This window comes from Mesorhizobium terrae, from assembly GCF_008727715.1.
In the GTDB taxonomy this organism is placed as follows: Bacteria; Pseudomonadota; Alphaproteobacteria; order Rhizobiales; family Rhizobiaceae; genus Mesorhizobium; species Mesorhizobium terrae.
The window spans coordinates 2,880,054-2,900,926 of the sequence record NZ_CP044218.1; the positions used below are offsets into that span (position 1 = coordinate 2,880,054).

At 64.6% G+C, this 20,873-nt stretch carries 20 protein-coding genes; 6 read left to right on the forward strand and 14 right to left on the reverse strand.

The genetic code is table 11. The features are described 5' to 3' along the window. Positions 1-2: 2 nt before the first annotated feature. Complete coding sequence (locus FZF13_RS15200; protein ID WP_024925844.1) at positions 3-380, forward strand: DUF4180 domain-containing protein; 378 nt, start codon at positions 3-5, stop codon at positions 378-380. Between the two features lie 41 nt (positions 381-421). Here FZF13_RS15200 and FZF13_RS15205 read toward each other — a convergent pair whose 3' ends face one another. The 5 genes from FZF13_RS15205 to omp10 all read right to left on the reverse strand — a co-directional run bounded on the left by FZF13_RS15205 (position 422) and on the right by omp10 (position 5,939). Next, positions 422-886 (reverse strand): NfeD family protein, encoded by a 465-nt coding sequence (locus FZF13_RS15205; protein ID WP_024925843.1) that lies wholly within the window; start codon positions 884-886, stop codon positions 422-424. A 20-nt stretch (positions 887-906) separates the two neighbouring features. Then, positions 907-1,869 (reverse strand): SPFH domain-containing protein, encoded by a 963-nt coding sequence (locus tag FZF13_RS15210; RefSeq protein WP_024925842.1) that lies wholly within the window; start codon positions 1,867-1,869, stop codon positions 907-909. Between the two features lie 121 nt (positions 1,870-1,990). Further along, positions 1,991-3,040 carry a ferrochelatase gene (hemH, locus tag FZF13_RS15215; RefSeq protein ID WP_024925841.1) on the reverse strand — a complete coding sequence of 350 codons (1,050 nt, stop codon included), beginning with the start codon at positions 3,038-3,040 and terminating at the stop codon, positions 1,991-1,993. Between the two features lie 284 nt (positions 3,041-3,324). Next, the gene (locus tag FZF13_RS15220; protein ID WP_024925840.1) at positions 3,325-5,274 is read right to left on the reverse strand and encodes a 5'-nucleotidase C-terminal domain-containing protein; all 1,950 of its coding nucleotides are present in this window, start codon (positions 5,272-5,274) and stop codon (positions 3,325-3,327) included. 287 nt (positions 5,275-5,561) lie between these two features. Beyond that, positions 5,562-5,939 (reverse strand): outer membrane lipoprotein Omp10, encoded by a 378-nt coding sequence (gene omp10, locus FZF13_RS15225; protein WP_024925839.1) that lies wholly within the window; start codon positions 5,937-5,939, stop codon positions 5,562-5,564. Positions 5,940-6,181: 242 nt separating this feature from the next. Between omp10 and FZF13_RS15230 the strand changes: the two genes are divergently transcribed. From FZF13_RS15230 to FZF13_RS15240, 3 genes are all read left to right on the forward strand, one after another. After that, positions 6,182-7,579 carry a PTS galactitol transporter subunit IIC gene (locus FZF13_RS15230; RefSeq protein WP_024925838.1) on the forward strand — a complete coding sequence of 466 codons (1,398 nt, stop codon included), beginning with the start codon at positions 6,182-6,184 and terminating at the stop codon, positions 7,577-7,579. Positions 7,580-7,659: 80 nt separating this feature from the next. Further along, positions 7,660-8,121: a PTS sugar transporter subunit IIA gene (locus FZF13_RS15235; RefSeq protein ID WP_024925837.1), complete on the forward strand. Its 462-nt coding sequence runs from the start codon at positions 7,660-7,662 to the stop codon at positions 8,119-8,121. A gap of 18 nt (positions 8,122-8,139) precedes the next feature. Beyond that, entirely contained in the window at positions 8,140-8,427 is a 288-nt protein-coding gene (locus FZF13_RS15240) for a PTS sugar transporter subunit IIB (RefSeq protein WP_024925836.1), read from the forward strand. A gap of 88 nt (positions 8,428-8,515) precedes the next feature. Here the strand turns inward: FZF13_RS15240 and FZF13_RS15245 are convergent, their stop codons facing one another. The 7 genes from FZF13_RS15245 to FZF13_RS15275 all read right to left on the reverse strand — a co-directional run bounded on the left by FZF13_RS15245 (position 8,516) and on the right by FZF13_RS15275 (position 15,303). Then, on the reverse strand, positions 8,516-9,961 hold the full coding sequence (locus tag FZF13_RS15245; protein ID WP_024925835.1) for a homospermidine synthase: 1,446 nt from the start codon (positions 9,959-9,961) through the stop codon (positions 8,516-8,518). Positions 9,962-10,082: 121 nt separating this feature from the next. Then, positions 10,083-11,003 carry a heme-dependent oxidative N-demethylase family protein gene (locus FZF13_RS15250; RefSeq protein ID WP_024925834.1) on the reverse strand — a complete coding sequence of 307 codons (921 nt, stop codon included), beginning with the start codon at positions 11,001-11,003 and terminating at the stop codon, positions 10,083-10,085. Further along, positions 11,000-11,290 (reverse strand): type II toxin-antitoxin system RelE/ParE family toxin, encoded by a 291-nt coding sequence (locus FZF13_RS15255; protein ID WP_024925833.1) that lies wholly within the window; start codon positions 11,288-11,290, stop codon positions 11,000-11,002. The genes FZF13_RS15250 and FZF13_RS15255 overlap by 4 nt, the downstream gene beginning before the upstream one ends. Beyond that, complete coding sequence (locus FZF13_RS15260) at positions 11,287-11,583, reverse strand: CopG family ribbon-helix-helix protein (protein WP_024925832.1); 297 nt, start codon at positions 11,581-11,583, stop codon at positions 11,287-11,289. The genes FZF13_RS15255 and FZF13_RS15260 overlap by 4 nt, the downstream gene beginning before the upstream one ends. Positions 11,584-11,636: 53 nt before the next feature. Continuing rightward, on the reverse strand, positions 11,637-12,305 hold the full coding sequence (locus FZF13_RS15265; RefSeq protein WP_036254675.1) for an aminotransferase class IV family protein: 669 nt from the start codon (positions 12,303-12,305) through the stop codon (positions 11,637-11,639). After that, positions 12,254-13,399 (reverse strand): aminodeoxychorismate synthase component I, encoded by a 1,146-nt coding sequence (locus FZF13_RS15270; protein ID WP_024925830.1) that lies wholly within the window; start codon positions 13,397-13,399, stop codon positions 12,254-12,256. Before FZF13_RS15270 ends, FZF13_RS15265 begins: the two co-directional genes overlap by 52 nt. Positions 13,400-13,467: 68 nt before the next feature. Beyond that, complete coding sequence (locus tag FZF13_RS15275; protein WP_024925829.1) at positions 13,468-15,303, reverse strand: M3 family oligoendopeptidase; 1,836 nt, start codon at positions 15,301-15,303, stop codon at positions 13,468-13,470. Positions 15,304-15,446: 143 nt separating this feature from the next. Between FZF13_RS15275 and FZF13_RS15280 the strand changes: the two genes are divergently transcribed. Together FZF13_RS15280 and FZF13_RS15285 are read left to right on the forward strand one after the other, a co-directional pair. Continuing rightward, positions 15,447-16,964 (forward strand): sigma-54-dependent transcriptional regulator, encoded by a 1,518-nt coding sequence (locus FZF13_RS15280; protein ID WP_024925828.1) that lies wholly within the window; start codon positions 15,447-15,449, stop codon positions 16,962-16,964. Positions 16,965-17,219: 255 nt separating this feature from the next. After that, positions 17,220-19,070 (forward strand): peptidoglycan L,D-endopeptidase MepK, encoded by a 1,851-nt coding sequence (locus FZF13_RS15285; RefSeq protein ID WP_024925827.1) that lies wholly within the window; start codon positions 17,220-17,222, stop codon positions 19,068-19,070. A 92-nt stretch (positions 19,071-19,162) separates the two neighbouring features. On the opposite strand, the gene FZF13_RS15290 is transcribed toward FZF13_RS15285, so the two are convergent. Next, a complete protein-coding gene (locus FZF13_RS15290) occupies positions 19,163-19,804 on the reverse strand; it encodes a 2-dehydro-3-deoxy-phosphogluconate aldolase (protein ID WP_024925826.1) in 642 nt (213 codons plus the stop codon). Positions 19,805-20,045: 241 nt separating this feature from the next. Next, complete coding sequence (locus FZF13_RS15295; protein WP_024925825.1) at positions 20,046-20,738, reverse strand: N-acetylmuramidase family protein; 693 nt, start codon at positions 20,736-20,738, stop codon at positions 20,046-20,048. Positions 20,739-20,873 lie beyond the last annotated feature (135 nt).

The window sequence follows — 20,873 nt, forward strand, 5'->3', positions numbered from 1 at the left end:
TCATGGACGAAGTGATCGAAATCGGCGGTGCGCGCGTGCTGCATTGCGCCAAGGAAGGCGCGCTGCTTGCCCGCGAGGCCGACATCAACGATTTCATCGGGACGGCCTTTTCGCACCAGGCCGATGTCGTCGCCATTCCGGTCGAGCGGCTGGGGCCGGATTTCCTGAAACTCTCCACCGGTCTTGCCGGCGCGACATTCCAGAAGATGGTCAACTATCAGCTGAAATGCGCGATCGTCGGCGATATCGGCGATACGCTGGAACGCAGCGGGCCGCTGCGCGACTTCGTGCGCGAAACCAACAAGGGCAGTTCGATCTGGTTCGTGCCCGGCTTCGAGGTGCTGAAAGAGAAGCTGCTGTTGCGAGCGGGTGCGGCGTAGGTCGTTCACGTAACCCTCCCCACACAGGGGAGGGGTAAAGCTCAGATCTTCTCGACCGTCAGCTCCAGGTCGGTTTCCGCGGCACCTGTCACCTTGACGCGGGTGCCCGCCGGCAGGTCCGGCCCGGAGACACGCCACAGCGTATCGCCCAGCTGGATGCGGCCGCGACCCTCGCGGATCGGCTCGGCCAAAGTCGCGGTGCGGCCGATCATCTGTTCTCCACGCCGGTTGAGCAATGGCTGGTCGCTCTTGGCGTGCTGGCTGCTGAAGAAGCGCTTGCCGGCATAGGCCGACACCAGCGCCAGCACCAGAAAGGCCAGCACCTGCACCTGCCAGGTCCAGAAGGCGGCGTCCCACAGGAGGAGCGAGGCGGCGCCGATCAATAGCGCCGCGATGCCGATCCATATCAGGAAGACGCCGGGGGCGAGGATTTCGGCGACCAGCAGGACAAAACCCAGAACCATCCAGTTCCAGGGGCCGAGTTCGACGATCAAGCGTTCGATCATGGCGTTGTTCCCGACAGCGCTCAGCTTTCGCCGGGCCGCACCAGCGGCGGGCGGGTCGATTGCCGCTGGCTGGTGCCGCCCCGGCCATCGTCCCTGAACACTTCCTTGGCGATCTCGCCGATGCCGCCCAGCGTGCCGATCAGCGAGGAAGCCTCCATCGGCATCAGCACGATCTTGGAATTGCCGGCGGTGCCGATCTTGGCCAAGGCCTCGGTGTATTTCTGCGCCACGAAATAGTTGATCGCCTGCACGTCGCCCTTGGCGATCGCCTCCGACACCACCTGGGTGGCGCGGGCTTCTGCTTCGGCCGAACGCTCGCGCGCCTCGGCATCGCGGAAGGCAGCTTCGCGACGACCTTCGGCTTCCAGGATCTGCGACTGCTTCAGGCCCTCGGCGGCCAGGATCTGCGCGCGCTTGTCGCGCTCGGCCATCATCTGGCGGGCCATGGAATCGACCAGATTGGCCGGCGGGTTGATGTCCTTGATTTCGACGCGGGTGATCTTGACGCCCCAGGGATGCGCCGCCTCGTCGACCACGCGCAACAGCCGCTCATTGATGGCGTCGCGGTTGGACAGGAGTTCATCCAGGTCCATCGAGCCCATCACCGTGCGGATGTTGGTCATGGTCAGGTTGAGGATGGCGTTCTGCAGCCCCGACACCTGGTAGGCGGCCTGGGCGGCGTTCAGGATCTGGAAGAAGGCGATGCCGTCGACGCCGACAATGGCGTTGTCGCGGGTGATGATTTCCTGGGTGGGAACATCGAGCACCTGTTCCATCATGTTCAGCTTGGCGCCGATGCGCTCGAAGATGGGGTTGATGATGTTCAGGCCCGGCGTCAGCGTCTTGGTGTAGCGGCCAAAGCGCTCGACCGTATGGTTGTATCCCTGCGGCACCGTGCGGATGCCCTTGAACAACAGGATGAGCACCAGGGCGACCAAAACAACGATCGCAATGTCGAAACCCGTGAAACCGCTGACGTCCATTCGGCTCTCCCTCAATTGCCTCACAAAACACTTAAGTGTGTTTCAGCGCCGTTACAATCGAAAGAGGCGGTAGGGATTGGGATGCCGCTTCGTGGCGGCCAGCCGAAGTCTCGGCGAAAGCTTAAATCCAGCCGGCCAGTTCGCGGCGCGCCAGCGTCTCGATCACGTCCATGCCTTCGGGACTGTCGTTGAGGCAAGGGATGTGGGCGAACTTCTCGCCGCCGGCGTGCAGGAAGATTTCCCGCGCCTCCTGCGCGATCTCTTCCAGCGTCTCGATGCAGTCCGAGGAAAAGCCGGGATTGACGACGGCGATGCGCTTCACGCCTTCCTTGCCGAGCCGCTCCATCGTCTTGTCGGTGTAGGGCTGCAGCCATTCCTGCGCGCCGAAGCGCGACTGGAAGGTGGTGATCAGCTTCTTCTCGCTCCAGCCCAGCCTTTCGCGCAAGAGCCGCGTCGTTTCCAGGCAATGCGCCTGATAGGGATCGCCCTTGTCGGAATAGGGTTTGGGAATGCCGTGATAGGAGGCGGCAATCACCTCCGGTTCGAAATCCAGCGTGGCGAGGTGCTTTTCGATCGAGCGGGCGAGCGCGTCGATATAGACGGGCTCGGCATAGTAAGGTGGCACTGAGCGGACCGCCGGTGCCCGCCGCAGCTTCATCAGCGCGCGAAACAGCTGGTCGTTGGCGGTCGCTGTCGTGGTCGCCGAATATTGCGGATAGAGCGGGAAGGTGAGGATGCGGTCGCAGCCCTGGCCGACCAGCTTTTCGACGACCGCGCGGGTCGAGGGGGTGCCATAACGCATCGCCCAGTCGACGCTGACATTGTCGAGGTCGGCGAGACGCTCCGTCAGTCTTTCGCTCTGCCCGCGCGTATAGGTGCGCAGCGGCGATTCGTTCTTCTCGCGGTTCCAGATCTTGGCGTAGTTGGCGCCCGATTTCTTTGGGCGCGTCGTCAACACCAGGCCGTAGAGGATCGGATACCAGAGCCAGCGCGGCATCTCGATGACGCGCGGGTCGGATAGGAATTCGCGCAGATAGCGCCACATCGGCCCGTATTCGGTGCCGTCGGGCGTGCCGAGATTGACCAGCATCAGGCCGACCTTTTGCGGTGCGGCGTTGGGCAGGCTGCCGGCAGGCGCGGCGGCGGCTTTGGGGTCGGTGGCGAGCGTCATGGCAGTGTATCTAGCAGCGGCGTCGCAGGTTGCAATGTCGCGTCTGGCCGCACCTTTGCGCCAATCCACCCTCTCCCCTTGCGGGAGAAGGTGGCCGAGCCGCAGGCGAAGCCGCCTTAGGTGAGGTCGGATGAGGGGTGTTGGACGGAGCGCGACATTCCCCGACATAGCTCGTCAGGACAGGGCGGTTCCCTTGCGCCGCCTCATTCCTTGCAACACCCCTCATCCGTCTTGTCGCTGCGCGCCGATCCACCTTCTCCCACAAGGGGGAGAAGGTAAGTTCCTCACTTCGCCGGTATCTTCAGCTCCGAACCGACCAGCAGGCGGTGCGCCTCCTGGCCGGGGTTGGCATTGGCGATGCGGCGCCATTTGGTGCCGTCGCCATAGGCCTTGACCGCGATATCCCAATAGGTGTCGCCCTTGACGATGGTGTGCGTGCCACCGGCCTGGATCGGGGCGGCGGTCTCCGCCGGCTTGGCCGTTTCGACGGGTTTTGCAGCCTCTGCCGGCTTGGCTGTCTCAGAGGAAGCTGCATCGGCGGGCTTCGCCGCCGGGGCTGCGGTGCCGCCGGCCTGCGCCGTGTCTGCCGGTTTGGCGGCCTCCGTCGCGGCAGCCGGTTGCGTTGCCGCCGCCAGCTCGGTGATGCGACCGTCCAGTTTCGGCGTATAGGGGCTGTGCGTTCCGACATAATCGGCCACGACCTGCTCCAGGCTCGGGCCGTAGTCGTAGGCGTCCTTGGCGTCGACGAACAGCTTGTAGCCGTCGCCGCCCTGGCGCACGTAATTGTTGGAAGCGACGATGTATTCCTTGGCCGGGTCGATCGGCTTCCACTGGCCGCCTTCCATCACCTCGACCGACTTGACGCGGCCGCCATTGGCCGGCGCCGACTTGTCGAAGGCGTATTTCAGCCCGGCCACCTGCGGGAACTGGCCCTTGCCTTCCTCGACGCCGGAAACGCCGTGTTCCAGTGCGCCGACGATAGTCTTGCCGGGCACCTTGAAGGTGGCGACGGTGTTCTGGAACGGCAGCACGGTGAGCACGTCGCCCATCGTCACCTTGCCTTCCTTGATCGAAGCACGCAGGCCGCCGCCATTGGTGAAGACGATCTCGACGCCCTGGCCCTTCACGCGGTCGAGCACGGCGTCGGAAACAAGATTGCCCATCGTGCATTCGCGCGCGCGGCAATTGTCGCGGCTGCCGTCGATGGCGGCGGTGGTCTCGCCGACCTGCTTGGCCTTCAGTTCCTCGATCGGCGCGCCGAGTTCCTTGATGCGGGCCAGAACCTGCGGGTCCGGTGTCACCGACTTGTCAAGCGGGATCGGGTTGCCGCTGGCTTCCTTGACGACGCCGTTGTCGTCGAACACCACCTTGAACTCGCCGAGCAGCTTCGAATAGGAGGCGGCCTGGGTCACCGGCACCTTATAGCCGCCCGGGTTGTCGATCATCGTCGGGTAGGGACCCTCGGCCTTCGGGTCGGTGTTGGACAGAAGCGAATGCGAATGTCCGCCCACCACCACGTCGATGCCGGGGATCTTGGCGATCATCTCCTTGTCGCGCGGATAGCCGACATGTGTGAGCGCGATGATCTTGTTGACGCCCTGGCCCTTCAGTTTCTCCACCTCGGCGGTGATCGTCTTGACGTCGTCCTCGATGGTGATGTTGGGGCCGGGCGAGGCGAGTTCGGGCGTGTCGTTGGTGACGGCGCCGATGATGCCGATCTTCTGACCGCCGACCTCGACCACGACCGAAGGCTTGATGCGGTCGCCGACCTTGGCGGCGGCGCTCGCCTTCACATTGGCCGACAGGACCGGGAATTTGATGACGTCGAGGAACGGCGCCAGCGCGTCCTCGCCATCGTCGAACTCGTGATTGCCGACGGTCATGGCGTCGAACTTCATCTCGTTGAGGAACTCGGCCTCCACCTTGCCCTTGTAGGTGGTGTAGAAAAGCGAGCCCTGGAAATTGTCGCCGCCGTTCAGCAACAGCACGTTCTGGCCTTCCAGCTTCTTGCGCTCCTGGGCAATCGCGGTGATCAGGCGCGCGGCGCCGCCAAAGCATTCGCCCTTGGTCTCTTCCTCGGCCGAACAGGTGGATTCGTATTTGTTGTTGCTTTCGATGCGGCTGTGCCAGTCGTTGATGTGCAGGATGTTGAGTGTATAGTCGGCAAAGGAAACGCCGCTGCTCATGGCAAGCGCCGAGGCCGAAAGGGCCATTACGACAGCGATCTTCTTCATTCCTGCTCTCCCTCTTGTCGTGGCGGCTCGCCTTCGCCCCAGCCGGGCGTCTTTCGGGGCGATGCGCGCGAGCCCGTTCACGGCGTTGTAGCCGCCCTGCTTGACTGGAATTTTACATGCCCTCTGGCGGCATGTTCCCATCGCCTCCCGGCCGATGCAAGCGGATTCGGGTCAGGCTTTGCCGGCGAAAAATGTTGAGTAAACGAAAACAGCCGCATCGCGACGATGCGGCTGTTTTCGAAATGAGAGCCGGTGGTGAAGCCTTGTCGCGCCTGGAATCGGCGCGGTCAGCTCCGCCGCGTCAGCACGAAGTTCTGGCCGGCCTGGCTGGTGCAGTTGAGCTGGTTGATGGAAACCAGCAGGCAGTTGAAGGCGATCGGCGACTGGCGGATCAGCGACGTGCCGTTGATCTCGATCGAGGTCTGGCTGGTCAGCCGGTAGCTGCCGTCGGCCAGTTTCTGGCCGGTGTCGGTCGCCACCGTCTGGAACTTGCCGCCTGAAATGGTGGAAAGGCCGGTGCCCTGTGCGTCGATCCACGAGCCCTCGACGCCCTTGGGAGCGGCGTTACGTGGCGGCTCGGCCGGGCCGCCGGTCTGGCACGCGGCCAACGCCATGGTTGCGCCGGCGGCGAGGCCAGCCAAGACAAGTTTGCGCGCTGTCGTCATGTCGAAAAAACCTCTCCTCGGTCCGCACCCTTTCCTTCGCTCGAATTGCGGATGAAAACAAGGCTCGCCAATCTAAGGGCGATGCCGAGCGTTGCGATCCGGCAACAGTCGGTCAGTCCACCACTTTGTCGGGCTGGTCGATTGACAGCTTCTTGAAACATTGCAACTTTCGTATATCGAAGAACACAAATGTTCTGGAGAAACCGCACCGGAAACCAATCGGGCGGTCTTGGGGAGGGAAAATGGACAGTTTCTTGACCGGCCTGAAAGCGGCCGTGGACACGCTTGGCGCAACGGTGCTGTTGCCCATCGTCATCTTTATCATCGCCGTCGTGCTGGGGGCCAAGGTCGGCCGCGCCTTCCGCGCCGCCGTCACCATCGGCGTCGCCTTCATCGGTATCAACCTGGTGCTCGGCCTGATGCTCAATTCGATCGGCGACGTGGCCAAGGCCATCGTCACCAACACTGGCATTCATCGCGACATCGTTGACGTGGGTTGGCCGTCGGCCGCGGCCATCGCCTTCGGCTCGTCGGTTGGCCTGTGGGTCATCCCGATCGGCATCGCGGTCAACGTCGCGCTTCTGCTTCTGCGCCTCACCCGCACGCTCAATGTCGACGTCTGGAACTTCTGGCACTTCGCCTTTGTCGGCTCGCTGGCCACCGCCGCCACGGGCAGCCTGGGTTACGGCCTGGCAGTGGCGGCACTTGTCGCGGCACTTGCGCTGCTGTTCGCCGACTGGTCGGCGCGCGCGGTGCAGCAGTTCTACGGCATTCCGGGCGTCTCGGTGCCGCATCTGGCCTCGGCGCAGATCCTGCCCATCGCCATCGTGCTCAACTGGGTGATCGACCGTATCCCCGGCATCAACAAGATCAACATCTCGACCGAGACCATCGAAAAGCGCTTCGGCGTGTTCGGCGAGCCGGTGGTGCTCGGCCTCATCATCGGCCTCGTGCTCGGCGCCATCGCTTATTACAACGCCGGCGATTTTGGCACGGTGTTGTCCAAGGTCCTCACCACCGGCATGACGCTGGCCGCCGTGATGCTGCTTCTGCCGCGCATGGTGAAGGTCTTGATGGAAGGCCTGCTGCCGGTCTCGGACGCCGCCCAGGAATTCGTGCGCAAGCGCACCGGCGACCGCGAGCTTCTGGTCGGCCTCGATTCGGCGATCCTGATTGGCCACCCGGCCGCCATCTCGTCGTCGCTGATCCTGGTGCCGATCGCCATCATCCTGTCGGTGATCCTGCCGGGCAACCGCGTCATCCTGTTCGCCGACCTCGCCGTCATCCCCTTCATCGTGGCGATGACCGCGCCGCTCCTGAAAGGCAACGTCTTCCGCATGGTCGTGGTCGGCACCGTCACGCTGGCGCTCGGCTTCTATGTCGCCAACGCTCTGGCGCCGCTGTTCACCAGCGCGGCCATCTCGTCGGGCTTCAAGATGCCGGAAAACGCGGTGCAGATCACCTCGGTGGTCGACGGCTTCCTCTGGGTGCCCTACGTGATCATCGAGGCGATCCAGGGTCTCGGCATCGCCGGCCTTGGCCTGCTGGCGGTGGTGATAGCGGCCGTCTTCGTGCTCTATCGCCGCAACACGCTGGCCTGGGAGCGCGCCGCCGGCGCCGAGGATGAGCAGTCCGCCTGAAAGCGGGCGCTTTCGCCTGCATGATTAAGAAGGGGCCGGTGGCGTGACAGCCGCCGGCCCCGAACATTGGAGAAGACTTGATGGCGCAAGCCTTGATCGACCATATCGACCCCGAAGCCATCCTGCTTGGCGTGGACGCCGACACAAGCGAGGCGGTGATCCGCCAGCTCGCCTCCAGGCTGGAGACGCTCGGCTACGTCAAGCCAAGCTATGCCGACGCCGTGGTGAAGCGCGAACAGACGATGCCAACCGGCCTGCCGCTGGGTCTCGCGGAAAACGTGGCGGTTCCCCACACGGACCCGGTGCATGTCAACAGAGCGGGCGTGGCGCTGGCGGTGCTGTCGAAGCCGGTCACCTTCGCCAATATGGAAGAGCCGGACGAGGCGGTACCGGTCGGCATCGTCTTCCTGCTTGCCATCAACGACAAGGACAAGCAGATAGAAATGCTGCAGGAGATCATGGGCACCATCCAGAGCCCGGAAGCGCTGGCCGGCCTGAAGCGGGCAGCAAGCGTCGACGACGTCAGAGCGGTTCTGGGTTAAGCGGGAAAGGACATTTACATGGCCAGACAGAAGACCATTCTATTTGCCTGCGGCACCGGCGTCGCCACCTCGACGGCGGTCAACGTCGCGGTGACCGAAGCCATGAAGGCGCGCGGGCTCACCTTCAACGCCATGCAGTGCAAGGCGACCGAAGTGGCCTCGATGGCCGACAATGTCGACCTTATCGTCTCGACCACGCCGATCTCGGCTTCGGTGACGGTGCCGCTCGTCAAGGGCCTCGCCTTTCTCACCGGCATCGGCAAGGACAAGGCGCTGGACGATATCGAGGCCGAGCTGCGGAAGTAGAGACGGCCGCAGCGACAGCAGCCGTCACGGCCGGTTAAATGAAAAAGGGCGTCGATGACGCCCTTTTTTGTTTTGGATCTGCTGGTGCTTACCGCACCAGGATGTTGCGGAACTGCCAGGGGTCTTTCTCGTCGATGTCTTCCGGGAACAGGCCGGGGCGGCCGTCCAGCGGGGTCCAGTCGGTGTAGTGGCCGTTCACCGGGCCGAGATAGGGCTTCTGCACTTCCAGGCAGCGGTTGAAATCCATCTCGTCGGCCTCGACGATGCCGGCTTCCGGGTTTTCCAGTGCCCAGACCATGCCGGCCAGCACCGCCGACGATACCTGCAGGCCGGTGGCGTTCTGGTAGGGAGCGAGCTTGCGCGCCTCTTCGAGCGTCAGCTGCGAGCCGTACCAGTAGGCGTTTTTCTTGTGGCCGTAGAGCAGGACGCCCAACTCGTCGGAGCCGTCGACCAGTTCGTTCTCCTCGAGCACGTGGTGCACAGGCTGCGCCTTGCCGGCGGCGCCGAACATCTCGTGCAGCGACAGCACGGCGTCGTTGCTCGGGTGATAGGCATAGTGGCAGGTCGGGCGGTAGGTCACTTCGCCATGCTTGTCGCGCACGGTGAAGAAATCGGAGATCGAGATCGCCTCATTGTGGGTGACGAGGAAGCCATATTGCGGGCCGGGCGTCGGGCACCAGGTGCGCACGCGGGTGTTGGCGCCGGGCTGTTCTAGATAGATGGCGGCCTTGGAGCCCTTCTTGTGCTTTTTGGCGTTCTTCGGCAGCCACTTCTCATGCGTGCCCCAGCCAAGTTCGGCGGGCTGCAGGCCTTCCGAAATGAAACCTTCCACCGACCAGGTGTTCCAGAACACATTCATCGGCTTCGGCTTCTTGGTGCGCTGAGTGTCGCGCTCGGCGATGTGCACGCCCTTGACGCCGGCCTTTTTCATCAACCTGGCCCAGCCTTCGCGGTCGTCCTGCGCCGGCGTCTCGGCATCGAGGCCGAGCTCCTTGGCGAGGTCGACCAGCGCCTGCTTGACGAACCAGGAAACCATGCCGGGATTGGCGCCGCAGGTCGAAACGGCGGTCGGACCGCCCGGATGCTTGCGCTTCTCGGCCAGCAGGCTTTCGCGCAGCGCATAGTTGGTGCGCGAGGCATTGGAAGCCTCGGTGTCGAAATAGAAGCCCAACCACGGCTCGACGACGGTGTCGACATAAAGCGCGCCGAGCTTGCGGGTCAGCCGCATGATGTCGACCGAGCCGGTGTCGACCGACAGGTTGACGCAGAAACCCCGGCCGCCGCCATTGGTCAGCAGCGGCGTCAGCAGTTCCTTGTAATTATCCTTGGTGACAGATTCCTTCAGGAAGGTGATGCCGCGCTCATCCGCCAGTTTGCGGTTCTCTTCGCTGGGATCGATGATCACCATGCGCGACTTGTCGAACTTGAAATGGCGCTCGATGAGCGGAAGCGAGCCACGGCCGATCGAACCGAAGCCAATCATCACGATCGGGCCGGTGATCTCACCGTAGACGGGCCATTTTTCATTCGCCATTTTTTGCGGCACTCCTTCTTTGACGCATTGTCCTCATAAGAAAGCCGGACGCGGATGCGCCCGGCTGCAACTGCTAAACCATACATGCTTGTCACAATAAAGCGAATCCGGCCGCTGGCGCCTAACCTTCTCCCACAAGGGGAGAAGGAGATGCCGCCATCTCGCCAAGATAGACCACCAGCCGGTCGCGGTCGGCGGTCAGCCCCTTGTAGTCGAGCTGCGCCTCGTCCAGTTCGCCAAGCTGCGTGGCGAAGGAGGCGGCGATGCGGGCGCGCTCGGGATGGCGGGCGAGCACCGCCAGCGGGTCGAGATGGATGCGGATGGTGAACAGGATGTCGCGCGACAGAGGTAGCTTGCGCAATGTCTGCCGCTCGACGCGGATGAAGGCATGCGCGTTGATGTCGCCGTCGGGGAAGTTCGACGGCCGGTCGGCGGCGCGGGCGATGCGCTGGCGGTCCGACAGCGGGTGGTAAAGCGCATCGTTGGCCTGGACCGACCAGTTGAAGCGTTCCACCGCCTGGCCTTGCAGATTGTCGAACATGCGGCTGATCACTTCGGCGGGCCGCGTGCCGGTGCCGAAACCCGGCACCGGATCATGGATCCGGTGCAGCGGCTTGCCGAATTTCTCGGTCAGCGACCAGGAGGAGGGGAAGCACAATGAGCCGGCGGCAAGCCGCCAGCCGTCCTCGCCGCGCCGCATCAGGATGAGATCGTCCTGAACCATCAGCGAGGCCGCCACCAGCGGTGCGTCGGCCGGCGCGCTGGAGCCTGCGCCGCCCGCCGCCCGCGCCTCATCCAGCATCCCTGGGTGATAGGCGGCCATATGCGCCTCGACCAGCTCCAGCACCTCGCGCTGCGCGTCGCGGGTTCCCGCCTCCTCGACAAAGACCTTGTCGGGCAGTTCGGCATAGAGCCGGCGCTTCTCGGTCAGATAGGCACCGAAATCATCGTCGATCTCCAGCCAGCGGTCGAGTTCGAGCGGCTTCAGGCCGATGGCGAACAGCTTGGAGGAACCGTCATAGGGGGTGTGGGGAGGCATCATGACCAATCAAGTGGGCGCAAACGGGCGGTGTGGAAGACGCGAAGGATGATCACCCTTTCGGCCTCTACACGGTAGGGGATGAGGTAGGGCAGGCCCGGAACGGACCATTCGTGTCGCCTGGCGCCAGTGGCGCCCTGCCGGCCAATCGCCGGGCGTTCCGCGATCATTTTCAGCGCCTTGACCAGCCGGCGCATGACGTCATTCGCCGCTGACGGGTCATCATGCGCAATATAGGAGTGGATGTCGTCCAGATCGCGCGCGGCTCTGGGGGTGACGACGAGGATCAAGATTTGCCATCATTGGCCGGAAAGACATCCGGTTCGGGCCGCGGCAATTCCTTGTCCGTGCCCCAAGACTCCATCCATTTGAATACCGCCTCGCCCGAAACGAAGACGCCGAGATCGGCCTCGCGTTCGCCCTCTTCGATCGCCTCTAGATAGGCGCGGCGCTCCGCCAGATGTGCCTCGACAGCCTCCTTGACGATGAAGGCGCTGGAGCGCTTTGTGGCCTTGGCATACTCCTCCAACTCTCGTTTCGTCTCCGGGGGGAGGCGCACCGAAAACGTGCCGCCGGCTGCCATCGTCGTCTCCATGAACACAGGTGAACACAATGTATGCGCCGCTGGTCGGAAGGTCAATAAACCAGCCTTGCGGCGATCAGCCCGCGCAGTGAATTGCCGACGTAAAGTTGCTTCGCTGCGGCGAGGTCGGCCAAGGTTAGAACCGCTTCGTGCGCCTTGCCTTGATCCAGCAGTTCGCCGCGCAATATGCCTGGCAACAGCCCGCAACCGAGCGCGGGAGTAAGCAACGGGCCGCCGTCGCCAGCATCGACGAAGAGGTTGGTGATGGTGCCCTCGCAAATCTCGTCGCGCTCATTGGCCAGCAGCACTTCGTCGGCTTCCGCCGGGGCGTATTCGGCGCGCGCCGCCAGATAGGCCTCGCGGCGGCTTGTCTTGTGGCGCAGCAACGCGTCTGTGGAAGCGAGCCGGGTCTGCGCCAGCCGCAGTGTCCATACCATCCCCGTTGGCAAAGGCTGGAACGGTTGCGCGGTCGCTTCGACGGTCCCGTCGGCAGCGAGCGTCAGGCGCATGCGCAGCGGGCCGTCGGCGTCTCGGATGGCATCGTCCAGCGCGGTTCGCACTGTTGCCGGTTCGTGGCGGAAGCCAAGCGTCTTGGCCGAGCTTGCCAGTCGCGCCAGATGCCGGTCCAAGCGCAGGAAGCCGTCGCCGGGCTGCCAGCGCAACGTCTCGATCAGCGTGAAGCCGGGGCGGTTCCCGTCGCGAAGCGGGCCTTCAGCAGGCATTCCTCATACTCCTCCTGCGCCGTGGAATCGAACACCACGCCGCCGCCGACATTGTAGACGGCCTCGCCGTCGGCGAAGAGCGAGATGGTCCTGATGGCCACCGAAAAGCGCATCGTGCCATTGGGCGCTATCCAGCCGATGGCGCCGCAATAGACGTCGCGCGGCACGCCTTCCAGCTCGCGCAGGATTTCCATGGCGCGGATCTTCGGCGCGCCGGTGATCGAGCCGCATGGAAAGAGTGCCGAAAAGATGCGGCGGATGCTGAGATCGGGCAGCAATCTTGCGCGCACGGTCGACACCATCTGGTGCACGGTCGGATAGCTTTCGATGCGGAACAGGTCCGGCACATCCAGCGTGCCGACCTCGGAGATCAGCGAGATGTCGTTGCGCAACAGGTCGACGATCATGCGGTTTTCGGCCTGGTTCTTCTCGTCGTTGCGCAAAAACTCCTTCAGCGCCGCGTCTTCCTCTGGCGTTGCGCCGCGCGGTGCGGTGCCCTTCATCGGATGTGTCTCGATCCAGCCATTGCCGTCGATCTGGAAGAACAGTTCGGGCGAGCGCGACAAGACGGTCGGGCCGGCCAGCGAAACGAGCGCGCCATATTTCACCGGCTGGCGCGCGACCAGCGCGTTGAAAGCGGCGAGCGGATCGCCCGACCAATGCGCGTTGATGGGGAAGGTGAGGTTGCCCTGGTAGCAGTCGCCTTCGCGCAGATGGCGGTGCAGGCGCGCAAAGCGTTTCTCGTAATCCTCGAACGACCAACGTGCGGTCGCATCGAAGATCGGCCCGTTGGTGTCGGGCTGGCCAGACGGCAGGCTGCGGTCGGAGGGTCCGTCAAAGACGCCGAGCGCCACCAGCGGCGCGCGCCGGCCCTCGGGCAGCAGTGGCTTCAGCTTCGATTCCAGCAGGTAGCCGGCTTCGTATGAAAAGTAACCAGCCAGCCATTTTCCGGCGCGACGCGCTGCCTCGGCCTGTTCCAGCGCCGCTTCGAAATCATGGGCTTCGTCGGCGACGATTAGCGCCGACGGCTCCTCGAACAGCACTTCGCGGCCGGCCTGATCGTCGCGGAAGAGAGCGAAAGGGGCTACCGTCAATTTGTCTTATACCCCCAACCCGATCCGTCGCGCGGATCGCCCCTCCCCGCAAAGGGGGGTAAGCCGTCCTAATCCAGCGCTTCCAGTTCGTCGATCAGGTTGGAGATGATGCCAAGCCCGATCTGCCAGAAGGCCGGGTCCGAGGCATCCAATCCGAACGGTTTCAACAGCTCGGAATGATGCTTGGTGCCGCCGGCGCGCAGCATGTCGAAATACTTCTCCTGGAAGCCGCGTTCGGCGTTCTGGTAGACGGCGTAGAGCGAGTTCACCAGGCAGTCGCCGAAGGCATAGGCATAGACGTAGAACGGCGAATGGATGAAGTGCGGGATGTAGGCCCAGAAGGTCTCGTAGCCCTCGCGCAGCTTGATCGCTGGGCCCAGGCTTTCCGCCTGCACCTCCAGCCAGAACTTGCCGAGCTGGTCGGAGGTCAGCTCGCCGTTCTTGCGCTCGGTGTGCACCTTGCGCTCGAATTCGTAGAAGGCGATCTGGCGCACCACCGTGTTGATCATGTCCTCGACCTTCTGGGCGAGCATGGCCTTGCGTTCGCGCCGGTCCTCGGTTTTGTCGAGCAGGGAACGGAAGGTCAGCATCTCGCCGAACACCGAGGCGGTCTCGGCCAAGGTCAGCGGGGTTGAAGCCATCAGCGCGCCCTGGCCGCCGGCCAGCACCTGATGCACGCCATGGCCGAGTTCGTGCGCCAGCGTCATCACGTCGCGCGGCTTGCCCATATAGTTCAACAAAACATAGGGATGCGCCGACGGCACCGTCGGATGGGCGAAGGCGCCGGGCGACTTGCCGGGCCGCACGGGCGCGTCGATCCAGTTGCGGTCGAAGAAGCGGCGCGCAATATCGGCCATCTCCGGCGAGAAGCGGTGATAGGCTGACAGAACGGTGTTCCTGGCTTCGTCCCACGGTATCGTCGCTTGCGGCGTTTCGGGCAGCGGCGCGTTGCGGTCCCAGTGGTTCATCTCGTCCATGCCGAGCCAGCGCGCCTTCATGCGATAATAGCGGTGCGACAGGCGCGGATAGGCGTCGCGAACGGCGCTCGCCAGCGCATCCACGACGCCGCGCTCGACGCGATTGGCGAGGTGGCGTGAATCGGCGATGTCCTGGAAGCCGCGCCAGCGGTCGGAGATTTCCTTGTCCTTGGCCAGTGTGTTGGTGATCAGCGTGAAGGTGCGAAGGTTCTTGGCGAAGGTCGCGGCCAGCGCCTCGGAAGCCTGGCGGCGCACCGCGCCGTCTGCGTCCTGCAGCCGGTTGAGCGTCGGCTCCAGCGCCAGCTGTTCGCCATCGATGTCGAAGCGCAGCTCCGTCATCGTCTCGTCGAACAGCCGGTTCCAGGCGCCGCGCCCGGTCACCGACTTTTCGTGGAACAATTGCTCGATGCGGTCCTCGAGCTGGTAGGGCTTGTCCATCCTGAGGTCGAGCACCCAGGGTCGGTAGTGGCCGAATTCCGGGTCGGCGGCGAGCGCCTGCTCGATCGCCGCGTCGTCCACCAGGTTCAGCTCCAGCCCGAAGAACAGGAGATGCGAGGAGGCATCCGTCATCTTCTCCTGGACGTCGCCGTAAAGCTTGGCGCGCTGCGGGTCGGAGGTGTCGCCGGCATAGACCAGCCCGGCATAGGAGACGATCCTGCCGATCAGCTCTTCCAGCGCTTCATAGGATTTCAGCGCCTCGCCGAGCTTGCCGTCGGCGCCGTGCGCGGCTTCGGCCGCCAAGGTGCCCTTCCAGCGGTCCTCGAAGGCGGCGGCATCGGCGCCGGCCTTGTCGATGTCGCGCTTCAGTTCCGGCGCGTTCATGCCGGCGTAGAGGTCGGCCAGGTTCCATTCGGGCAGATTGCCGAGTTCGGCTGCCTTGCGGCCGATTTGGGCCGGCGCATGAAGCCGGTCAAAAAACGTTTGCATTTCAACACCTTCCGGAAAATGCCGCGCGGGCCGGTCAAATCCTAAGCAATTCGTTCACCGGCTTTTTTGAAAGCTTATTTAGAACCCTGTGCCAAGATGATCCATAGGGCACAAGCGATGGCGACGGGGAAATCGCGACACTCATGACAGGTTCCATCCTCATCGTCGACGACGATCCGGTCCAGCGCAGGCTGGTGGAGGCCGCGCTCAGCCGTTTCGGCCATTCGGCGCTCACCGCCGATGGCGGCGAGGCCGGGCTGGCGGCGATGGATGGGCCGGGCGCCCGCGACGTGTCGGTCGTGGTGCTCGACCTCGCCATGCCCGGCATGGACGGTATCGCCGTACTCAAGGCAATGCGCGAGCGCGACATCCGCATCCCGGTCATCGTGCAGACCGCGCAAGGCGGCATCGAAACGGTGGTGAAGGCGATGCGCCACGGCGCTTTCGACTTCGTCGTCAAGCCGGCCTCGCCGGAGCGCCTGCAGGCGGCAATCGCCAGCGCGCTCAAGGTCGAGGAGGTCGAGGTGGCGGTGAAGCGCACCGCGCGCCGCGCCGGCCAGACACTCTCCTTCAAGGACCTCGCCACGCGAAGTGCTGCGATGGAGCGCGTCATCCGGCTCGGCCAGAAGGCGGCGGCTTCGTCCATCCCGATCCTCATCGAGGGCGAATCGGGCGTCGGCAAGGAAATGGTGGCGCGCGCCATCCAGGGCAGCGGCGACCGTCGCTCGAAACCCTTCGTCACCGTCAATTGCGGCGCCATCCCCGCCAATCTGGTCGAATCGATCCTGTTCGGCCACGAGAAGGGTTCCTTCACCGGCGCTTCCGAAAAACATGCGGGCAAGTTCGTCGAGGCGCATTCGGGCACGCTGTTCCTCGACGAGATCGGCGACCTGCCGCTCGATGTGCAAGTAAAACTCCTGCGTGCCGTGCAGGAGGGCGAGGTCGACCCGGTCGGCGCCCGCGCCACGGTCAAGGTCGATATCCGGCTGATCTCGGCCACTCACCGCGACCTGTTGCAGCAGGTCAAGGATGGCGGCTTCCGCGAGGATTTGTTCTATCGCCTCAATGTCTTCCCGATCATGGTGCCGCCGCTGCGCCGCCGTAAGGAGGACATCCCCTTCCTGGTCCGGCATTTCATGGACAAGGTCACGCCGGTCGGCCCGAAGCGCCGGCTGTCGATCGCCGAACCGGCGCTGGCCATGCTCCAGGCCTATGACTGGCCGGGCAACATCCGCCAGCTCGAAAACGCCATCTACCGCGCCTCGGTTCTGGCCGAAGGCGAGACGCTGACGGTGGAGGAATTCCCGCAGATCCGTGCCCAGGTCGAAGGTACCGTGGTGCTGGAAGCGGCCGCGCCGTCCGTGGTGCCCGACCTTGCCGACGAGGCGGTGGAGCCAGTGCCGCAAATGCCTGCTCACGCAAGCCTGCCGCCGCGCCTGGAACAGCGCTTCGGCACGCTGGCCGCGCTCGACGATCGTGGCGATGTGCGTTCGCTGGCGGCGGTCGAACTGGAGATGATCCGGCTTGCCATCGACCACTACAATGGCCAGATGAGCGAGGTGGCGCGGCGGCTTGGCATTGGTCGCTCGACGCTGTACAGAAAACTCAAGGAATATGGCATTGATCCCGAAACCGGTCGGGCGGAAAAGATAGCCTCCTGATTCCCGCGCAAGCTTCGGGCGAGTTTCCTCGTTTAAACCAGTGGTTTACCAAGAAGCGAATTGCGGAAATTAGGGCGGGATATCGCCACGGTGTTACCGCATTTCGGCTTCAATAAGTGTCGATTAACCATTAGGATCGATTATCGGGTGTGAATCCACCATGCCCGTTTGATCAAATCCGGGGACAAACGGCAGTCTGCAAGGCCTTTTGATTTGAGCAGAATCGAACGACACCAGAACAGGCGTCAATCCTCGTTGAGCGTCTGGCGGAAATGGCTTGCCGGCGCCACGATGGCGGCTGGCCTGCTTGCCGTCTCGGCTGGCGCCGCCCATGCCGAGGTGCGCGCGCTCAAGCTGCGCAATCTGCACACCGGCGAAGTCGACGAAATCGTCTTCAAGCGCAACGGCCGCTATGATCAGGCCGGCCTCAAGAAGCTGAACTTCTTCCTGCGCGACTGGCGTCGCAACGAACCGACCAAGATGGACCCGCGCCTGATGGATCTGGTGTGGGAAGCCTATCGCCAGAGCGGTTCGCGCGGCTATATCCAGGTCATCTGCGGCTATCGCGCGCCGTCCACCAACGCCATGCTGAAATCGCGCAGCCGCCGCAGCGGCGTCGCCGAGAAGAGCCAGCATATCCTTGGCCGCGCGATGGACTTCTACATCGAAGGCGTGCCGCTGAAGAAGCTGCGCGACATCGGCCTGAAGATGCAGGGCGGCGGCGTCGGCTACTATCCGACCTCCGGCTCGCCTTTCGTGCACATGGACGTCGGCAATGTGCGCCATTGGCCGGGCATCAGCCGCCAGGAACTGGCGCGCCTGTTCCCGAACGGCAAGACGCTGCATGTGCCGAGCGACGGTCGCCCGCTGCCGGGTTACGAGCAGGCGATGGCCTCCTACAAGGCGCGCAAGTCCAACGGCACGCCGAATATCGAACTGGCCAGCGCCGGCGGCACCACCCACAAGTCGGGTGGCTTCCTGGCTGCCTTCTTTGGCGGCGGCGAGGACGAGGAAGACGATTCCGCCGATGTCGCGATGACGCCGGCGCCGAAGCCGAAGGCCGCGATGAAGCCGGCCGCGGCATCGAAGCCTGGCATCGCCATCGTTTCGCCTGAGAACGCGCAGCGCACCGACGTTCCGGCCGTGGCCGAAACGCCGGAAGAGCCGCAGCTGGCCGACGAGCCGAAGAAGGAAACGCCGGAGACGATCATCGCGGCGCTGCCGGCCCGTTCCGTGCCGCTGCCGGGTGCGGCGCCGCGTCCGAAGGCGGATGTCGGCGTGCAGACGCCGCCGACGCCCGAGACCGTTCCATTCGGCGTGGCGGACGCCAGCGCGACCAGCCAGGCCGAGCAGCCGACTGTCGTGGCCGCCGCGGCACCTGTTTCGCCTGACACCGTGCCGTTCGGCATGGCCGATGCCAATGCGCCGCAGCCGGTTGCCGCCGCTAGCGCGGATGATCAGGCTGTCGCCGCCAATGTGCCGGTTCCGACCCGGCGACCGGAAACAGCGACGGCCCAGGCCGAACCCAACCAGCAGGCGGTGCTTCTGGCGCTTGCCGACACCGGTAAGGGCTCGCGACCGACGGCCACCGACGCGTTCGCGGTACCGCCCGGCGGGCGTACCGACGCGGTCAAGGCCGTGCTGGAGCAGTCCTCCGCCGCCGACACCTATCAGGTCGCCGCCGTCACGCCGAGCCCGGCGCCGCGTTCGGCCTTCAACGATCCGTCCGGCGTCGATGCCGCCACGCCGCGTGGCGCCGTCGCCGCCCGTCCCGCCGGCTCCGATCCGGCCGCGGCCATGGGCGGCAGCGTGAAGACGACGCGCAAGGAAGCCCGCGCCAACGTGCAGGATGCCAAGCCGACCGCGAAGTCCGTGGTGCTTCCGGCCGCGCCGAAGGCGGCGCGCTGGGCGCTGCAGGCCAACGAGCAGATCGCCAAGGTGACGGATTCCACCACCGCGCCGCGTCTGGCCTACAATCTGGTGCGTTCGGCGCCGAGCGAGGTCTACACCGCCGGCTTCCAGCCGGACGGCCAGCCGACCGACGCCAGCCGCTTCACCGGCACCGCCGTGAAGTTCCTCTCGGTGGCCCGCTTCCAGACCAAGTAAGTCTGTGGGTTCCCAAAACGAAAAACCGCGCCCATGAGGCGCGGTTTTTGTTTGCGGCTTAGTTTTTGATCTCCCACGCGGGGAGGGACAAGTCACTTCTTGCGCAGCTTGCTCGCTTCGCGCGCCAGCGCCTCGATGCCGGCCCAGTCGCCGGCCTTGACCATCTCGTCGGGCGCCACCCAGGAACCGCCGACGCAGATCACGTTCGGCAGGCCGAGATAGTCCTTGGCGTTGTTTGCACCGATGCCGCCGGTCGGGCAGAAGTGGATGCCGCCGAAGGGCGAAGCCAGCGATTTTAGGAAAGCGGCCCCGCCGGCCTGTTCGGCCGGGAAGAATTTCAGGAAATCGAGCCCGGCCTCGGCGGCAGCCATGATTTCGCCCGGCGTGATGACGCCGGGCAGCAGCGGCACGTCGCTGCCGCTGGCGGCCGCGATCACTTCCCGGGTCAGGCCGGGGCTGACGATGAAACGCGAGCCGGCCTTGGCCGCCTCGTCGAACTGGCGGGCATTGAGGATGGTGCCGGCGCCGACCACTGCCTCCTCGACCTCGGCCGCCACGCGGCGGATGGAGTCGAGCGCCGCGTCGGTGCGCAGCGTGATTTCGATGGCCGGCAGGCCGCCACGCGCCAGGGCACGCGCCAGCGGCACGGCATCCTTGACGTCGGCGATCTTGATCACCGGGATCACCGGCTGGCCGTCGAGCAGCGAAAGCAGCTTTGCGGTCTTGTTCGACATTCCTGTTGTCCTTGGCTTGTTGTTCCCGGCTTCTCGCCGACGCCGTTTTCCGGCAAAAATTCAACCGATTTAAATTTGTCTAGCAGAGGGCCATGTCCAAGTCCACGTAGCTTCGCACTGATAGGAGGCCACACCGGCGCTTGGCCTGAAGGATAGCGTCGGTCGGCCGGATAACCAGTGTCAGCCGGTGGAAAATCTTAAGCCTGGCGTTTGCCATCGACCGGCGGTGTGGAGCCGACGTTTAGCGACCGACCTGTCGGCCGAGCCAGTTGAGAACGCGGCGGTGGAGCGGATCGGCGGACGGCGCCGGGGGCTCATCCTTGTCCAGTTCTTCAAACGTGCCGATGGCCAGGCCGGCATGGCGCCGGTAGGCGGCGGCAAGCTTGCGGTCATAGGCGTTGCGGCGATAGCCGGGGCCGTTATAGCCGCGCGCGAAAGCGGTCCAGTCGCGGTTGCGCAGCGCCGGCGCCAGACCGGCCTTGTCGACATAGCGCAGCATCAGCCGCAACTGGCCCTCGATACCGGAGCGCGCTTCGGCCACCAGCGCCTCGACGTCCGCAAACCCCAGCCAGGCCCAGTGCGCGCCCATGACCTGGCCGACACCCCAGGAGGTCGATTCATAGGCGGCCTTGCGGTCGATGGCCGCCGCCCGCGTCAGCAGCGCCCAGCGCGCCGCCTGGGTTCGCGGATTGGCGACCGCTCCCGCGACGGGAGAGGCGAGACCGGCAGCCTGTGCTGCCTCGCGGGAGGCCCCTTGCAGCCGGCGGTCGAAATAGTGTCCCTCGAAGCGGATCGGCGGTTCGGCCCTGCCGTCCATTTTCGTGAAAAACCGGCCGCCGCTTTCCACCTCGACGAGAGCAAACAGGGCTGCGGCGTCGAGATCGGCGGCGCGGGCGGCGCGACGGATTGCGGTGTTGACGGTTTCATCGAACATGACGGACGGTTCTCCATTTTTCGACCGATTTTCGAACCGTTCGCGGGCCTGTGTATAAATTCGGGCGCCGGAATCCGGCCCCTGCCGCGCAAGGGCTTGAACGGGCAGGCGCTTTTTTGTGCACCGGAGCCGCCA

Excerpts from the sequence above, each read along its gene's own strand:
- FZF13_RS15200 (WP_024925844.1), top strand. The coding sequence starts at position 3 with ATGGACGAAGTGATCGAAATCGGCGGTGCGCGCGTGCTGCATTGCGCC.
- FZF13_RS15205 (WP_024925843.1), bottom strand. The coding sequence starts at position 886 with ATGATCGAACGCTTGATCGTCGAACTCGGCCCCTGGAACTGGATGGTT.
- FZF13_RS15210 (WP_024925842.1), bottom strand. The coding sequence starts at position 1,869 with ATGGACGTCAGCGGTTTCACGGGTTTCGACATTGCGATCGTTGTTTTG.
- hemH (WP_024925841.1), bottom strand. The coding sequence starts at position 3,040 with ATGACGCTCGCCACCGACCCCAAAGCCGCCGCCGCGCCTGCCGGCAGC.
- FZF13_RS15220 (WP_024925840.1), bottom strand. The coding sequence starts at position 5,274 with ATGAAGAAGATCGCTGTCGTAATGGCCCTTTCGGCCTCGGCGCTTGCC.
- omp10 (WP_024925839.1), bottom strand. The coding sequence starts at position 5,939 with ATGACGACAGCGCGCAAACTTGTCTTGGCTGGCCTCGCCGCCGGCGCA.
- FZF13_RS15230 (WP_024925838.1), top strand. The coding sequence starts at position 6,182 with ATGGACAGTTTCTTGACCGGCCTGAAAGCGGCCGTGGACACGCTTGGC.
- FZF13_RS15235 (WP_024925837.1), top strand. The coding sequence starts at position 7,660 with ATGGCGCAAGCCTTGATCGACCATATCGACCCCGAAGCCATCCTGCTT.
- FZF13_RS15240 (WP_024925836.1), top strand. The coding sequence starts at position 8,140 with ATGGCCAGACAGAAGACCATTCTATTTGCCTGCGGCACCGGCGTCGCC.
- FZF13_RS15245 (WP_024925835.1), bottom strand. The coding sequence starts at position 9,961 with ATGGCGAATGAAAAATGGCCCGTCTACGGTGAGATCACCGGCCCGATC.
- FZF13_RS15250 (WP_024925834.1), bottom strand. The coding sequence starts at position 11,003 with ATGATGCCTCCCCACACCCCCTATGACGGTTCCTCCAAGCTGTTCGCC.
- FZF13_RS15260 (WP_024925832.1), bottom strand. The coding sequence starts at position 11,583 with ATGGCAGCCGGCGGCACGTTTTCGGTGCGCCTCCCCCCGGAGACGAAA.
- FZF13_RS15265 (WP_036254675.1), bottom strand. The coding sequence starts at position 12,305 with ATGCCTGCTGAAGGCCCGCTTCGCGACGGGAACCGCCCCGGCTTCACG.
- FZF13_RS15275 (WP_024925829.1), bottom strand. The coding sequence starts at position 15,303 with ATGCAAACGTTTTTTGACCGGCTTCATGCGCCGGCCCAAATCGGCCGC.
- FZF13_RS15280 (WP_024925828.1), top strand. The coding sequence starts at position 15,447 with ATGACAGGTTCCATCCTCATCGTCGACGACGATCCGGTCCAGCGCAGG.
- FZF13_RS15290 (WP_024925826.1), bottom strand. The coding sequence starts at position 19,804 with ATGTCGAACAAGACCGCAAAGCTGCTTTCGCTGCTCGACGGCCAGCCG.
- FZF13_RS15295 (WP_024925825.1), bottom strand. The coding sequence starts at position 20,738 with ATGTTCGATGAAACCGTCAACACCGCAATCCGTCGCGCCGCCCGCGCC.